Source organism: Bacteroides sp. BFG-637 (assembly GCF_024793605.1).
Lineage (GTDB): Bacteria > Bacteroidota > Bacteroidia > Bacteroidales > Bacteroidaceae > Bacteroides > Bacteroides vicugnae.
Genome location: NZ_JANUPD010000002.1, coordinates 6,205,288 through 6,221,436, shown reverse-complemented (window position 1 = coordinate 6,221,436; position 16,149 = coordinate 6,205,288). Strand labels below are relative to the sequence as shown.

Sequence of the window (16,149 nt, the reverse complement as noted above, 5' to 3'; positions counted from 1 at the left end):
GTTTAAGATTTTTGAGCAAAAGAGGAAGGTTTTTATAGATTTCATTCAGGGTTGGCAAGGTGTTTATGGGCAGTCTGCCGGATTGTCCGGCAGACTGTTGATGAATTCCGGATTATTTGATAAGTTCGTAATAATGTGCGTTCGTGAAATTATCATTCTTGAAAATAGCTTTTTGCATAATTCCTACTTTCGTGAATCCCACTTTCTCTAATACACGCATGGATGGGGAGTTATGCTCAAATACGACTGCGAATACACGTACTTTATCAGTGTGTTCGAAATAATAGTTGATGGCTTCTTTCAAAGCATCAGTTACGATTCCCTGATTCCAGAAAGGTTCTCCAATCCAGTAGCCTGCTTCTGCACTAAAACGTTCTACATCCGTAGCGGGTACAAAACCGATACTTCCGACTGCTTCTCCATTTACTTCAATGCAGAAATCATGAATATTTTCTTTTGCTTGTATCATAGCGAGAAAAACTTTAGCATCTTCCTGACTATAAGGATAGGGGAGACCGTCACGGCAGTTATCCCAAATATTCTTGTTATTGAGATATTTGGCTAATGATGCTGCATCTTCGGTTTGCCAGGTACGGAGAGTATAGTTTTTCTTCTGCACGATAATTCCTGTTTTCTGTACCATATCATCTATTATTTTATCCCAATTTCAGCTAACCCCATCGGTTCACCGTCATGTATCATCCGTGTTGCTTTCAACTGAATATAGCGAGCCTTGACCGGAGTAAAGTAAACCGATTGCAAAATCGGATTGCTCTTTATATTGGAAAATTCATCTTTGGCTACTACCTGATTGACCGCATTGCTGTCCATGCCTACAGAGATTTCATAAGCCGCGATCAACCCTTTATTATATTCACTTTGGTCGGGGAGATAGTGGAATGAGGTAATCGTGCGTTCTTCTCCCAAGTCAATCAATAGTGTATTTCCATTGATGAAACAGGTGGTCTGGTCGTTCTTATCCATACCTTTCTGTGCTTCCTCCACGTCTACTCCAACAAGAGTGAACGGGTAGCTTTTCAGTTCTGTAGCTTTTGCTGTGTATGTATCCGAAGTCTCTCCTGCATAATATCCTTCAATGTTATTAATACAGAGACAAGCCCGTGAATTTGTGAAGCGGACACGAATCTTATCCGTAGTGATTGTTTCGAAACGAAGGAGCCGTTTATATCCGATAGTGGTAGTCTCCTCATTGAGCTTTACAGGGATCCATTCGCCTGCCTGGTTATATTCTACAACGAATGATTTGACACGTTGTCCGAGAGGAATATATTCCTGCAACATCATACGGTTGATCTTCTCTGCTTGAGGTAAATCGAATTCGATAGTGGCTGAAATGACATCGTCATTGGTAGCCCAATAAGTATCATAATCACCGTCGGTCACAGCTTTGGCGGAGAATGTTCTTCCGCGTTCGTCCGATGCTTTGGGAGAGAGTCCGGCCAGCAGATTGTGTGCCAGTTGTTTTTGTACATTCTGGTGGAAGTTTACGGCATTGGCAGAGTCAGTAGGATGAATCAATCCGTCACGGTCTACCGGGAAGTTTAATAATAGCGTTGCGTTATGTCCTACGCTGCGGTAATATAAATCGGTCAGTTCGTCTACTGTTTTCACACGGTCGTCTTCTTCCGGATGATAAAACCATCCCGGACGGATGGAAACATCACACTCGGCAGCTACCCATTGGTTACCGTCGGCATGACCATATTGCAGTTCACGATACTTGGGATAGCCCGGATAAACTTCTCCGGCACGGAGAAAAGACCAGTTGGTGGCTCCGGCAAATCCGTGTTCGTTGCCCACCCAACGACAGCCCGGACCTCCATCCGAGAAGATAACAGCTTGTGGCTGTAACTCATCAATCATCTTGTAAGCTCGCGGATAGTTATAATAAGTTTTGCGGTCGATCGTACGGCTGTCTTTTGCTCCGCCATACCAGCCGTCTCCACCGTTGGCACCATCAAACCAGATTTCAAATACATCACCGTAGTTGGTCAGCAATTCGTTGAGTTGTTTATAGAAGTATTCTACATATTCGGGGGAACCATAATTGGCCTGATGCCTGTCCCAGGGAGAGAGATAGACTGCGAATTTAATGCCATACTTTTTGCAGGCATCGGACAGTTCGCGAACAATATCTCCTTTTCCGTCTTTGTACGGAGTGTTGCGGATACAGTACTCTGTCAGTTGCGTGGGCCACAGGCAGAATCCATCGTGATGTTTCGCTGTCAGGATCACTCCTTTCATGCCGGATTTGACAAATGTCTGTACCCATTGTTCACAGTCCAGACGGGTAGGGTTGAATGTTTTAGGATCGGAGTCTCCATATCCCCATTCGCGGTCGTTGAATGTGTTAAGTCCGAAGTGTACAAACGCATACGTTTCCATTTTTTGCCATTCCACCTGTTTGGCTTCGGGAATGGGTAAGATAGCTTCCGGTGCTTTTACCGAATTACAGGCACTTAGTAGAAAGAGACCTGTTGCGAAGATAAGAAAGTGTTTTTTCATGGGGGTGTTTATTAGTTAATAATTGAATGTAAGAATCATCTACAATGTAATTCCAACTACAAAATAAAGTTGCTCTTCATAAGGGTTGGCTATTAGCTTTCCGAAGATGGGTAAAGAGAAGTTGGACGTTATTTTGATATCTTTTGTTGCAGATAATCCGATATTGACTACATTGAATTTGTCGGAGTACATACTTTCCCAAGGAGTGAAACCAGCTTCGATATTCATATTTACATCCTTCACGCTGAACGGGTAACTCAACTCGCAGTAACTGGACCAGGCACGTTTCCCGTTTTCCCGGTAATCGTTTCCGGCAAAGGTAGTGTACCAGCTTACTGACAATGGGAACTTTTCGCTAAGCATATAGCCGGCTCCTGCCTCGAAAGTGTGTCCGGTAGAGTGCGAACTGTAATTGAAGTATTTGAAAGGTTCTTCTTCTGTCTGGGTAAAATAGTTATTGGCGTAAAGAGTCAGGTTTTTGTATTCGTACTCTAGTGATAAATCTATTTCATTGTTCTTTTCGCGAAATTCGGTAGAGCCCCATGCGTAAACAGTCAGTCCTTTCCAGTTGAGGCCGAGTGAAGGCTGCACACTTGCATTACCGCTATCTATACCGCGCCAGATATAACTGCTTACAAAATCAGCAGTTACAAAAACTTCTTGTGCCTGTGCAAAGGCTGTACAAAACAGGATGACAATAAGTAGGATTCGTTTTTTCATTTTATCGGTTATTTCTTCTTGTTTTCGGGGGATAAAGATACACAATATATAGATAAATGATGACAGATGAGGAGAAAAAAGAAAACGGCTGTATTGAGCAGCCGTTTCTTAAGTAATTGTGAATCTTGAAAGTTAGTTAGAAAGTGACGTCCATTTTCAGCACGAAAGTACGTGGGGCGGCAACTGCCATTGGGCGGTAGCTGTATTCTTTACTCAACAGGTTGTTCACCATAAACTGGAAAGCTACTTCTTTTGTGGCTTTTACTCCGAAGCGTACGTCGACAGTAGCATAGTCTGTATTATGTTTTTTCCAGTAAGTAGCCAGTGTTTCTCCTTTTGAATAACCGAAAAGGATGCCACGTACATAATCCATCAGGTCTTTCTGCTGTTTCTCGCGTTCGTCCAACATCAGATAGTCAACTGCCAGAATTTTGCTCTTCCATGCTACATTGGCACCGACATTGATACGTTTCCACTGGAAATCTACTGTAGCTTTAAAGCTGTGCTTCGGGCGATATTTAAGATACTTACCTGTGTTCGATTTCTCTTTCATCTGAAGAGGATCGGTATAAAGCCCCTCTACTGCATTACGTTCCTGATAGTCAGCATCGCGTGGCTCCGTGTATACATATCCTAAGTTATAGAACAACTTCGTATTCTTATTGAAATTATACACGCCGTTCGTTGAAATTTCTACTCCGTAAATCTGGGCTTTCGATACATTGTGGAACTGGGCTCCGATGCCGAAACCTTTGCCATCTGTCAGCATCTGAAATGCATCGCCTATGCTATTAATCATTGTGTAATTGGCATTGTTGAACAGTCCGAACTGGAATTCAACCATGTCTTTATACTGTGTATAGAATCCTGCAACATCCACAAAACCCTGGAAATTGCCGACCTTATATCCTTGCTTAATTCCTAATTCCGCATTAAATCCTTTCTCCGGTTTGATGTCCAGATTAGGATAGACGCCAACCCCACCAATATCCTTGCGCAGGTATTTTTCATTGATAGACGGATTACGGTAACCCTGTCCGAAGCTGGCACGGATAAAACTGTAATCAGCCAGCTGATAATTTAACCCTGCACGGAAGACCGGACGGAACGGAACCTTGGTTCCGAAAATTTTGGTTTCGGCTTCACGGTGATGATTATTCACCCGATAATATTCGGCACGTACACCGGCAGACACACTCAAACGATCCCAAAAGCGCTGATCGTACTGAAGGAAAGCAGCTACATTATCACTTTTGTATACCTCATCCATTACAGCGGAGTCATAGCGGATATGTTCCAGGGTTACTCCGGTAGTGATTTGTGCACCACCTTCCCATTTCTTATTGAACTGGTAGTCGAGATAGTAATCGAAGTTCTTATCAGTCTGTGTTTTGGGAGTGTTTCGTGACGGATTGATAACATTTGATAACCACGGAATCAGATCACTCGGTAACTGTCCGTTCGCAAGTCCTCCCAAGTCACTCGGCACTCCGTTGTCCATTACCCAGGAGATCAGATCGCAATAATCGGCAGTCGTCGCATTCGGGAAAATATTGCCTAATGAGGTGAACACTCCGTTCATGGCATCTTCCAGATTACCGTTGACAAGTCCGGAACCGATACCTACCAATGCAGGATAGAGTGAACTGTAATCGCCACCGGCTATATTCTGTATCGTTTTGGCATCAGTTCCCATATTTCCCAGAATATCAGTGATGGAAGTTCCTTGGGTAGGGCGTACGATATTGTCGGCGCTGTAATAGAAACGTCCTTTAATCTTATGTGACGTACCGTTTTCCGGATTCACATAGTTGATGAACGGATCGATATGGAAATTATTCTCTTCACGTCCCATGTTGGTGAAAGGAGACGGTTTGTACACTTCCGTTGGTGAACGCCAGATGAAGAAGTCGCCGTATTGATTGGAAAGGAAATCGACATTGAAACCATAGTTCAACAGTTTCATTCCCATATCGGGCTGATGATAAGTGAGGCTCCCTCCCATACGGAAACGTTTGTTGTATCCCTGTTGGCGGTATCCTTCATCAGTGAAAAGATTGATTCCTCCGCTGACATCGAAATTACCGATACGGCGGGAATGGGAGAGGTCGAATCCTTCGTAAATAGGATTCCGTATACCGCTAAGAAGACTTCCGCGCAGGATCGGTTTAACAGAATATTTATCATCTTTCCAGAAACTCTTGTCGCTCCATTGGTATTCGTCGTTTTCCGCATCACCATATACACCGATATAGGCGCTGAATCGTGTTTTCGGTGTCAGTCCCGGACGTGCGGTACGGATATTGATAATACCATTCAAAGCTGATGAGCCATATAGTACGGAAGATGCTCCTTTAATCACTTCCACCTGTTCTACGTTCTCTAAAGGAACAGTGTTCCAGTTGATTTCTCCTGTTTTCGGATTCAGTGTGCTCATTCCGTCCACAAGAATTTGGCTGCGTGCACCTACTCCGTAAGTCCATCCGCTACCTCCGCGCATAGAAGGTTGTTTGTCTACAATGTCTACACCGGGAAGTGTGCGGAGAGTGGAAGAAATATCCGTGGGTGCCTGACGGGCAATATCTCCGGATTTAACAACGTCCATGGAGACAGTGACATCACTCAACTTCTGTTCAAAGCGTCCGGCACTGACTACGACTTCTTCCAGCAGCTTGGTGCTTTCTTTCATGTAAACGTCTTTGGTGACTACTTCACGCTTGTTGATAACGATGGGCATCAAGACATCATCATAGCCAACATAGCTGAATACAAGGTCAACTCCACCTTCGGGAAGTTTGATTTCATATTCTCCGTTAATGTTGGATACTACTCCCTGATTACCATGAAGTTTGTAGGTGACGGTGGCTCCGACCAATGGCTCATTGGTCTTGGCATCATATATATGTCCTTTCAGGGTTTGGGCAAAGATGCTTCCGAAACCGGTAAGGCATAACAGGATTGTTAGGATATATAATTTCTTCATTGTTTTTTGTTTTATTTATTTGGAACAATTTCCAAACCAAATTCTATTTTTTCAGGTGATAGAAAAGCGTCTGATATACCGTTCAAAAATATAGAGATGATTCCTCCCAGTGATTGCATATCTTCTGGAAGCAGACTGACTATTAGCGGACTAAGATCTGGTAGTAATTTGGCTATGGGAGTAAAACCTTCTTTGTCTAAGTAAATAAAAGTATGTCCATCTTTTGAAATAACTTGCATCGGGATTCCGGTAGTTAACCAATTGAAAATAGCTTTGAAAGAAGTGTCATTGACATTGAGCAGGAATCCAAGTGTTTCATTTTTTAGACTTTGATTGAGCGTGGTTAGCAATTCTTTCACTTTCATAGCATCCATTTGGGATATAGCTTCAATGATAGCATTGGTTATATTGACATCCATATATTGATTGCCGCTGGATATTGAGGCAATAATATTAGCTAAGTTTAATTTTAATATTAACTTACCGTCTTTTTGGAACCAATTAGCAAATCCTTTTGGAGATGGAATATAATTACGGTTAACAATGTTAGGAGTAATCATATCCTGTGTTAATGGATTTTCTAGAAATCCAAAAATGATATCCATGTCTACTCCTGTCAATGGTTCATTTGAATAAGAAGCCGTTACATTCCCGTCCGCTCCTAAAGTAATTTCTTGTAGAACTTGTGGCAAAATATAACTTAATATGTTTTGAATGGCACTACCCCATGTTTGAGTTGTGGCTCCACTTTCTGAAGCTTCTATGTCTGCATAAAAATAGCATGATGCATTTAGTACTTGTCCGTCAACATCTTGCCATGTATATTCTTCTCCCCACATGTCTCCAACTACAATCGTTTTGATGCCATTAATAACTGTGGGTAGTTTATAAGTATTTGCCCATAATTCTGCATTGCCCATTTTGATATTGGATATATTTAATGTTAACTGTCCTTTTATTACGCGTCCTTCGTATCTAAAAGAGCTTAAAGTCTCATTTCCCATACTATTTCCTGAAAAAGAATATCCTTGCCCATCTCCAGAAAGGGGGATAGACATAATTTTTACTTCTTTTTCTCCTGGTAAAATATCATATAAGTTAATAATAGCGGTTTCTCCTGTTACAGTGCTAAAGTCTACTGATTTTCCGATCATTGTTTCACCATTATAGGTAAGAATTAGATTCGGATTGGGGTTTGATAGTTTATTTGAATAATTGGCTGTTACATCTATAGGCTCTGGTCCGTAGTGATCATTATCACAAGAAGTTAAAAATGCAGACGCTACGGCAAGGCAGCTTATTAATAGGATAGATATTTTTTTCATTGTTCTTTTATATTAGATAATTAAAATGAATTATTTCTTAGCTGTGAGGTCAATACCGATTTCCATTTTATCGAAAAGGGCTGCAACTTCAATTAAATTTGTTTCCAGCAAACTACCGATGATGCTGATGAACGGCATGAGAGTTTCTTTGTTGAAATAGATATAAGTATGTTCTTTTGTTGAGTTGATGCCCATTGGTATTCCGTCTTTCATCCATGTGAGCAGAGTTGCAAAAGTATCATCATCCAATTGAAGAATATAGGTGATTATTTCATTGTTTAAAATCATATTGATGGCACTTAACGTTAATTTTAAACGTGCCGGGTCAGATTTTAGAAGTGCTTCACTGATTCCTGCGATAAGCTGATAGTCAATTTGCTTTCCGTTGTTTTGTGCTATGAGAGACACAATGGCAGGGATATTTAGTTGTACGACAAATGCTTTGTTGCCTGTTTGATTCCAGTAGGCCAATCCTTTGGGAGATGACTCATAAGTGCGTTTGTTGATCAGACTTTTGAATTCAGCGTCAGTTTTGCCCGAATTGGCAACTTCCATAATTTCATTCATGTCTACAGGGTTCGTAGTATAGCTGGCAGTGACAATTCCATTTTTCTCAAATGTAATATCCTTCAATACATAAGGAAAAATCACATCTAATATATTAGTTGCCATTTGCTGTATTTGTAAAATCACCGGCTGGAGAGATTCTCCTCCTGCTTTTGTAGTAATATTCACGTAGCTGGCTCCGCTATTACGGATGATACTTTCTCCATCTGTTGTGTGGGAGTATGCAGGAAATGTATATGTGTTTGCAATGGAGTTGGCATAAGCCATTGTTACGTTCAGTGATAGTTGCATGTTTTTCGGAGTTATTATTCCTTCCATATTTCACCGTAGCTCCTCCCATTGTGATATTGGTCCCGCTGAAAGTATAATATCCTTTCTTTTCATTCTCATAAAGTTGGATGCGACTGATAGGAGTTTCCTTTTCTCCCGGGATTATATTATTCAGCGTCAGTGTTCCCGTTTCGCTATCTTCTGTCTTGAAGCTGACAGTTTTTCCAATTAATTTCTCTCCGCTGTAGGTTAGGTCTAGCGTATATGGTTTAATATACGAGCCATATTCCTGACTAATTTCTCCTGGCCAAAATAGCTTGTCATTGTAAGTTTCTTCGCATGATGTAAAGAAAAATACTGCGCAAGCTACATAAGATAGTTTTCGTAAGTTTCTCATTTTGCTTTTTGTTTTTATTGCGTATTTAATAAAACTTTGCAAAGTTCGACTAACAATTCTTTATTGTCAAGGTCTGTTTTTTTATTTTAATGTTCTATTTTTAATCGTATGCGGTAAAAGTACCTAAAATGAAAAAATAAATGTGTTCTATTTTTAATATCGATTGTTCTTCTTTTAAGAATGGCTGTAAAAAGAGAATGAAGAGGTCTCTAAAAAAGCAAATGGTTTTCCTCCTATTTTTCACAGGTGAGAAACCGTTCATTTTTTTTCTTCTCTATTTCTGACTCTTGCGGAAAGTTTAGAATGTAATATTCATCTTTACAACTTTCAATAAATACTTCCGTAAAAAAGTAAAGAGGACTCCGCTGGAATATTACAAGAAATAAATCTATGTTTGCTTAAAATAGGGTTATACATAAAAATAGGATGTTTTATACATTTTCTTTGCTTTAATTAGAACCTATATGAGGATAGCAAATAAATAGGAGCTTAAATGTCTTTTTGGATTCTCCCAAAAGACAGTGATTTGATAGTAAATCCTTGCTGTTTGTATTTGTTTGCTACCAGATTCTGAAATAAATCAATATTTTTTTCTGATGTTATAGCTATTTGTTATATTGAAAATTAACGAAGTTAGAAGTGACATAGCTTGGAAACGACTCTTATTTCAATCAACGCCTCCTTCCTCACCGATGAACGGTAGCTTGGTCGGTGAGCAAGGAGGCGTTCCTCACCGACCAAGGATACCTTGCATTTAAAGAACGGACGTTTTCATACAATGAAAAACGGTCTGTTTACCCTTTATTTATGCATAATAAGGGGCGTGATATGCATATTCTTGCACTAGATTATGCATTTTATTTTCTATTTGATTCGATTCATAGCCACTGTTGAATAATAGAATCTTAAAAATAGAACAGAACAGTTTGTTGCTGTAATACAGTCGATTCACCGATAAGAATCCCCCGTTCATTGATTTTTTTTCCTTTTTCTGCTTCTCTGTCATACATTTGTTACAGTATTGTAACACTTGCTACTCTAATCCCTTATGAATATGAACGAGGCATGTAATGTAACCACCGCACTTTCCGCTTTCTCCTCCATTTCTTTGGAAGAGATGAGTACCATCCGTTTGATGAACCGTACGGACACGAAGTATATCGTTTCGCTCTCTGCCCTGATGGACGTATTACAACGGGCAAGTAATTGTTATCGTGTGCAAGAGGTGCAGGGGGAGCGAAATATAGCTTATCACACTACCTATCTCGACACTCCCGATTACGCCATGTATCTGGCTCATCAAAACGGAAGAGTGATCCGTGAGAAGATCCGTGTAAGGACGTATGTCTCTTCCGGTCTGACTTTTCTGGAAGTGAAGAATAAGAATAACAAGGGGCGGACAGATAAAAAGCGGATTCGGGTGCAAGGAGTAAACTCTTTGCGTCAGGATGGGGGAGAAGAGTTTCTTCGCAATTATGCTTGGTATGAGTTGTCCGCCTTGAAATTTCTACTGGAAAATCATTTTCATCGTATTACACTGGTGAATAAGGCAATGACAGAACGTCTGACCATCGATACTGGTGTGCATTTCCATCATCTCATAACTGGAACGGAAGCAAGATTGGAAAATCTTGCTATCATAGAACTGAAACGTGACGGGAGAACTTATTCACCCATCGGTGAAATACTGCGCGAACTGCATGTGCGGCCTTCGGGAATTAGTAAATATTGTGTGGGAACCGTACTCACAGCCGGGAACTTAAAATATAATCGGTTTAAGATCAAGTTGAGAATGGCACAGAAGATAGCAAAGAAGCAACTAATGAATATTTAATATAAAACCTGAATAATATGTTTGATGAACTAAGTGATATTACATTAATAGAAACACCATTGATGGATAGCGCAGGTTTCTTGGAATTGTTGTTGCGATTCTGCTTCAATTTACTGGTGGTATCCTGCATTATTCATCTGTTTTATTACCCTAAGAGCAAACGGCGTGATTATTACTTCACCTTTACGCTGATAAGTATCAGTATTTTCCTGATGATTTTCTTATTGGGAAGTGTCAAACTGAAAATAGGTTTTGCGCTCGGTTTATTTGCCATTTTCGGTATCATCCGTTATCGGACCGAGTCAATGCCCGTGCGTGAGATGACTTATCTTTTTGTCATCATTGCTATTTCGGTAATCAATGCCCTTGCCGTGGAAATCAGTTATGCTGAACTGGTATGTACCAACTTGCTTTTCATTGTCAGTATATGGCTTTGCGAAAGCAATCGCTGGCTGAAACATATCTCCTGTAAACTGATTCAATATGATAGAATAGAACTGATAAAACCCGAAAGGGAATTGGACTTATTACGCGATCTCCGCGAACGGACAGGACTTGACATTGTTCGTGTGGAAGTGGGACATATCGATTTTTTACGGGATACAGCCATGCTGAAAATCTATTATGAACCGCTGAAAGATGAGATAAATACGATTGATACGTTGACCCGCTTACCTAGAGAAAATGAATAAGAAAATGGAAGATAAGTCAGGCAGAGAAAGTCAGAAGAGATTCTGGGGGACAGGTAGATACCTGATTGGTTGCTTATTATTGTTGTGTATGGCAGGGAAGAGCCATGCGCAGGGAGATGACTTCGGCGTGTGGACCAGTGCGGAAGTGAAAAAAAGATATTCTCCGGTTTCGATGCTTCTCTGGAAGGTGAATTCCGTACAAGAGACGGATTGCAGACGGTGGAACGCTGGTCGGGTTCGGCAGGTGTTTCCTATAAGATGTTTCGTTGGCTGAAAGCGTCTGCAGGATATATGTTTATTCATTATTATCATCCGATGGAGGTTACTAAAAAAGGAAACTATATCCCCGAATATTGGCAGCCGAAGCATCGTGTAAACTTGTCATTGACAGGAAAGGTGGACTGGCGCCGCTTCACGTTTTCCCTTCGTGAACGGTGGCAATATACTTATCGTCCCAGTCAGTCGGTTCCCAAATTCGATGGTGATGACGGGAGTGTGAAGAATGATGAATATATCAGCGGAAAAGGAAAAAATGTGCTTCGTTCCCGCCTTCAGGTGGAATATAACATACGTAAATGTGCTTTTACTCCTTATACTTCATGCGAACTTTCACATTCGTTGAATGAGATTGGTGCTTTTGAAAAGTTGCGATGGACATTGGGGACGGAATGGAAACTAAGTAAGAAACATGCTCTCGATTTTTATTATCTGTATCAAAATAAGGCAGACGACGATGAGGCAAACGGGCATGTGATCGGTGCAGGATATTCATTTAAGTTTTAATAGATAAAACAAGAAATTATGAAAAGGATTGTGTTGTTTTGGATACCGCTTTTATTGCTGTTGTTGGTGAACTGTACGACGGAATCATTCGATTTCGGCGATCAGGAAGGAATATTGGTCGGAGGTTCGGGAGGTGGAGGAAGCAGTCAGCCCAACCCGACGATTCCCGAGGGATCGGAAGATTTATTGGGATTTACAATCGCTTTTGATGAAAGTGATAAAACGGCGTATGGAAGCATGTCGGAAACGGTTACTTCCGATGATGATTTTATAGAGAACTCCCAATTCGCCTCTGTGGTGACGATTATCTATAATGGAACGACTGCTGCGGTAAGCAATGGTGTTTCAGGAGTGGAAGTGTCTTCCAATGGGGCGCATGTCGTGGTTAATTCTACAGTCAGCGGAGTAGAATATGTGTTGAGCGGGACTACTACGAATGGCTCGTTCAAGGTATATAGCGAAAAGAAATTCAAATTATCACTGGCAGGGGTGTCTATACTCAATCCGGTAGGTGCTGCCATTAATATCCAGTCTTCCAAACGTGTGTTCGTGGTATGTGCAGACGGAACAACGAATGTGTTGACAGATGGTTCTTCTTATACGGCAACTACTGATGGAGAGGATATGAAAGCCTGCCTGTTCAGTGAGGGACAGCTTATTTTTAGTGGTGGTGGTTCGCTCACAGTTACTGGAAATTATAAACATGCCATCACAAGCGATGATTATGTGCGTTTCCGTAGCGGGTGTAATATTACGGTAGCTTCGGCCAAAAAAGACGGAATCCATACTAATGAATCTGTGATTATCGGCGGCGGAATACTGAATATATCTTCTGACGGCGATGCTATTCAGTGTGAAGAGGGAGGAATTACGATGACCGGAGGATTTGCCAAACTCTCTACAACGGACAATAAAGCGCATGGGTTGAAATCTTGTCTGGATGTGGTAATCAGTGGCGGTGCTATTCAGGCACAAGTGGCGGGAGCAGCCTCCAAAGGAATATCCTGTGATGGTAACCTGACCATCTCCGGAGGAAAGCTGACTGCATTCACTTCTCAAACCGCACTTTATGAAGACAATGATTTGAGTTCGTGTGCAGGAATTAAATGTGACGGAAATATCCTGATTACAGGAGGGGAGATCGCCATACAGAGTACAGGTGGAGCCGGTAAAGGTATCAACTGTGACGGTTCGATTACCATCAATGACGGCACGGTGAAAGTGATAACTACCGGTACGCAGTGTGTGTATGGCAAGCTCGACTCGTCGGCAAAAGGAATCAAAGCGGACGGTGCGTTGACAATCAATGGAGGAACGGTGCTTGTGAAGGCTACCGGTGGGAAAGGCAGTGAAGGTATCGAGAGTAAAAGTGTGTTGACTGTCAATGAGGGTACGGTTGCCGCCCTTTGTTACGATGACTGTATGAATGCAAGCAACAGCATTGTTCTTAATGGTGGCAATATTTATTGTTATAGTTCCGGAAATGACGGCATTGATTCTAATGGTACGCTGACCATTACGGGGGGAGTGATCGTATCTTCGGGTACTACTTCTCCCGAAGACGGATTCGATTGCGATCAGAATACCTTTAAGATTACCGGGGGGATTGTTCTGGGTATTGGAGGAGGAACAAGTACACCTACATCAAGTGTATGTACGCAACGCAGTGTGATCTATGGTGGTTCGGGAAGTAACGGAGAAATACTGAATATCCAGTCAGCCGACGGAACCAATGTACTGACTTATCAGATTCCCCGTGCTTATTCTCAAATGACGGTATTGTTCAGCAGTCCGAATCTGACTTCGGGCGGTAGTTATATCATCTCAAAAGGAGGGGCGGTTTCCGGTGGTTCCGAGTTCTTCGGATTATATACGGGAGCCACTTATTCCGGTGGCACACAGGCAGCAACGTTTACCGCCAGTTCGATGGTGACACAAGTTGGCAGCACTTCCGGCGGTGGCCAGCCCGGTGGTGGAGGCGGCGGACATGGCCCTGGCGGATGGGGATGGTAAACAGCAGTTTACCGTCGAAATCCGTCCTTTGGTCGATTCTATTTGTGATAAAGCAGGTTCGGTTTTATCTTTGTTTCGATAATCAGAAGCAATAAGGCATGAAAAGACTACGTAAACAACACATGCTGGAGCAGAGTATTTACGGAGCTATCTGGATCGTAATATTTCTTCTTCCGCTGATAGGCGGATACTTTGCCATGAGTGGAGGACTTGAGCGGGAGGAAACCCGTATGATAATCCGCGAATCATGGTTGAGTATCCTTCCTTTTTTCGTGCTTTTCCTGTTGAACAATTATGGCTTGGTTCCCTATTTCCTTTTTAAGAAAAGGTATTGGCAGTATACTGTTTCGTTGATTTTTGTAATAGGAATGATTTGCTGGCTTTCTCCGTCTCCTTCTGCCAATCATTTCCCCAAAGATTTCAAGCGAGGAGAGTTGCCTCTTCGTATGAAGGAGAACCGGAGAGATCAGATTATTAAGATGAGAGAAAAAGCGAGGAAGGAAGGGGATGTACATTGGAATGAGTCCAATCCCGAACAACATCCTAGGGGAATGGGAGCTCCAAATGGTCCCGGAGGATTTCCAAAACCGACTCCTTTTCCTTATCCTCCTTTTGTGCTCCGCTATCTTATTCATTTCATCATTGCCTTTTTGATGGTAGGATTCAATATTGCCATCAAACTTTTCTTTAAATCTTTCCGTGATGAAGAAATGCTGGAGGAGCTGGAACATCAACGCTTGCAATCGGAACTGCAATATTTGAAGTATCAGATTAATCCTCATTTTTTCATGAATACACTTAATAATATTCATGCCTTGGTGGATATTGATACGGGGAAAGCGAAAAGTTCGATTGTGGAACTCTCTAAACTGATGCGTTATGTACTCTACGAAGCGAGTAATAAAACAATTCTGCTTTCACGTGAGGTTCAGTTTCTTAAGAATTACATTGCCCTGATGAGTTTGCGTTATACCAACAAAGTTTCTATTAAGATGGATTTTCCGGCCGAAGTGCCCGAAGTGCAGATTCCCCCTTTACTTTTTGTCTCTTTTGTGGAAAACGCCTTTAAGCATGGAGTCAGTTACCGTAGCGAGTCTTTTATTCATGTCTTGATGCAGTTGGATGAGGGCAACCGGCTTTCATTCCGTTGTTCCAACAGCAATAATGGTTCGGCTGACGAACAGCATCATGGCATCGGACTCGAAAATATCCGTAAGCGGTTGAGGCTTTTATTTGGCAATGATTATACGCTTTCCATTACCGAAGAGGAACATAAATTTGATGTCTTACTTATTATACCTTTATTAGAATGAAATGTATAGCAATAGATGATGAGCCGTTAGCATTGACGCAGTTGTCGGATTACATATCCCAAGTACCTTTTTTGTCTTTGGTAAAGTCATGTCAGGATGCGTTCGAGGCAATGAAGATATTGTCCGAAGAGGAGGTTGATCTGATTTTTGTGGATATTAATATGCCCGATTTGAACGGACTGGATTTCATACGTTCTTTGGTGAACCGTCCGTTGGTGATTTTCACTACTGCTTATTCTGAATATGCGGTAGAGGGCTTCAAACTGGATGCCGTGGATTATCTGCTGAAACCGTTTGAGTTCCAGGATTTATTGAAAGCGGCGGATAAAGCCCGCAGACAATTTGAATATCGTTTGTTGGAGCAACAGGGTGAAATAGGGAATGCTTCGCAGATAAAAGGAGATTCGTTATTCGTGAAGAGCGATTATAGAGTGGTCCGCATCGATGTGAAGAATATCCGCTATATTGAGGGGATGAGTGAGTATGTGCGTATCTTTGTGGAAGGAGAGGACAAGCCGGTAATAACGCTTGCCAGCCTCCAGAAAATGGAAGAACGGCTTCCCACGCATTTCATGCGGGTCCACCGTTCTTATATTGTCAATCTTCGCAAGATTACCGAAGTTTCCCGTCTTCGTATTATTTTTGATAAGAATACTTATATTCCTGTCAGCGATAATTATAAGGAGAAATTTACGGAATACATTGGGAAATTAAGCCTTTCTTAAA

Annotated in this window: 10 protein-coding genes and 2 pseudogenes; 6 read left to right on the top strand and 6 right to left on the bottom strand. The window is 41.6% G+C overall.

Going from position 1 to position 16,149, the window contains the following annotated elements; genetic code table 11:
* Window positions 1–112 precede the first annotated feature (112 nt).
* From NXX38_RS24430 to NXX38_RS24405, 6 genes and pseudogenes are all read right to left on the bottom strand, one after another.
* On the bottom strand, window positions 113–643 hold the full coding sequence (locus NXX38_RS24430) for a GNAT family N-acetyltransferase (RefSeq protein ID WP_074556917.1): 531 nt from the start codon (window positions 641–643) through the stop codon (window positions 113–115).
* 8 nt (window positions 644–651) lie between these two features.
* On the bottom strand, window positions 652–2,526 hold the full coding sequence (locus NXX38_RS24425; protein ID WP_258981477.1) for an alpha-L-fucosidase: 1,875 nt from the start codon (window positions 2,524–2,526) through the stop codon (window positions 652–654).
* 39 nt (window positions 2,527–2,565) lie between these two features.
* On the bottom strand, window positions 2,566–3,246 hold the full coding sequence (locus NXX38_RS24420) for a hypothetical protein (protein ID WP_008651952.1): 681 nt from the start codon (window positions 3,244–3,246) through the stop codon (window positions 2,566–2,568).
* A 136-nt stretch (window positions 3,247–3,382) separates the two neighbouring features.
* Window positions 3,383–6,229: a TonB-dependent receptor gene (locus tag NXX38_RS24415; RefSeq protein WP_258981475.1), complete on the bottom strand. Its 2,847-nt coding sequence runs from the start codon at window positions 6,227–6,229 to the stop codon at window positions 3,383–3,385.
* Between the two features lie 11 nt (window positions 6,230–6,240).
* Window positions 6,241–7,554: a DUF4925 domain-containing protein gene (locus tag NXX38_RS24410; RefSeq protein ID WP_004311757.1), complete on the bottom strand. Its 1,314-nt coding sequence runs from the start codon at window positions 7,552–7,554 to the stop codon at window positions 6,241–6,243.
* A 30-nt stretch (window positions 7,555–7,584) separates the two neighbouring features.
* A pseudogene (locus NXX38_RS24405) lies at window positions 7,585–8,788 on the bottom strand (DUF4925 domain-containing protein).
* A gap of 1,054 nt (window positions 8,789–9,842) precedes the next feature.
* Between NXX38_RS24405 and NXX38_RS24395 the strand changes: the two are divergent.
* From NXX38_RS24395 to NXX38_RS24370, 6 genes and pseudogenes are all read left to right on the top strand, one after another.
* Window positions 9,843–10,622 carry a polyphosphate polymerase domain-containing protein gene (locus NXX38_RS24395; RefSeq protein WP_258981470.1) on the top strand — a complete coding sequence of 260 codons (780 nt, stop codon included), beginning with the start codon at window positions 9,843–9,845 and terminating at the stop codon, window positions 10,620–10,622.
* Window positions 10,623–10,639: 17 nt separating this feature from the next.
* Entirely contained in the window at window positions 10,640–11,314 is a 675-nt protein-coding gene (locus tag NXX38_RS24390; RefSeq protein WP_074637827.1) for a DUF4956 domain-containing protein, read from the top strand.
* 4 nt (window positions 11,315–11,318) lie between these two features.
* Window positions 11,319–12,097 (top strand): annotated as a pseudogene (locus tag NXX38_RS24385) (DUF2490 domain-containing protein).
* Between the two features lie 18 nt (window positions 12,098–12,115).
* Window positions 12,116–14,110 carry a carbohydrate-binding domain-containing protein gene (locus NXX38_RS24380; RefSeq protein WP_258981467.1) on the top strand — a complete coding sequence of 665 codons (1,995 nt, stop codon included), beginning with the start codon at window positions 12,116–12,118 and terminating at the stop codon, window positions 14,108–14,110.
* Window positions 14,111–14,208: 98 nt separating this feature from the next.
* Window positions 14,209–15,423 carry a sensor histidine kinase gene (locus tag NXX38_RS24375; protein WP_148364633.1) on the top strand — a complete coding sequence of 405 codons (1,215 nt, stop codon included), beginning with the start codon at window positions 14,209–14,211 and terminating at the stop codon, window positions 15,421–15,423.
* The gene (locus tag NXX38_RS24370) at window positions 15,420–16,148 is read left to right on the top strand and encodes a LytTR family DNA-binding domain-containing protein (RefSeq protein ID WP_148364634.1); all 729 of its coding nucleotides are present in this window, start codon (window positions 15,420–15,422) and stop codon (window positions 16,146–16,148) included. The genes NXX38_RS24375 and NXX38_RS24370 overlap by 4 nt, the downstream gene beginning before the upstream one ends.
* Window position 16,149 lies beyond the last annotated feature (1 nt).

What these genes read in the sequence shown, in the direction of transcription:
- NXX38_RS24425 (WP_258981477.1), bottom strand. Translation starts at nt 2,526, where the DNA reads ATGAAAAAACACTTTCTTATCTTCGCAACAGGTCTCTTTCTACTAAGT.
- NXX38_RS24370 (WP_148364634.1), top strand. Translation starts at nt 15,420, where the DNA reads ATGAAATGTATAGCAATAGATGATGAGCCGTTAGCATTGACGCAGTTG.
- NXX38_RS24415 (WP_258981475.1), bottom strand. Translation starts at nt 6,229, where the DNA reads ATGAAGAAATTATATATCCTAACAATCCTGTTATGCCTTACCGGTTTC.
- NXX38_RS24395 (WP_258981470.1), top strand. Translation starts at nt 9,843, where the DNA reads ATGAACGAGGCATGTAATGTAACCACCGCACTTTCCGCTTTCTCCTCC.
- NXX38_RS24380 (WP_258981467.1), top strand. Translation starts at nt 12,116, where the DNA reads ATGAAAAGGATTGTGTTGTTTTGGATACCGCTTTTATTGCTGTTGTTG.
- NXX38_RS24390 (WP_074637827.1), top strand. Translation starts at nt 10,640, where the DNA reads ATGTTTGATGAACTAAGTGATATTACATTAATAGAAACACCATTGATG.
- NXX38_RS24375 (WP_148364633.1), top strand. Translation starts at nt 14,209, where the DNA reads ATGAAAAGACTACGTAAACAACACATGCTGGAGCAGAGTATTTACGGA.
- NXX38_RS24430 (WP_074556917.1), bottom strand. Translation starts at nt 643, where the DNA reads ATGGTACAGAAAACAGGAATTATCGTGCAGAAGAAAAACTATACTCTC.
- NXX38_RS24410 (WP_004311757.1), bottom strand. Translation starts at nt 7,554, where the DNA reads ATGAAAAAAATATCTATCCTATTAATAAGCTGCCTTGCCGTAGCGTCT.
- NXX38_RS24420 (WP_008651952.1), bottom strand. Translation starts at nt 3,246, where the DNA reads ATGAAAAAACGAATCCTACTTATTGTCATCCTGTTTTGTACAGCCTTT.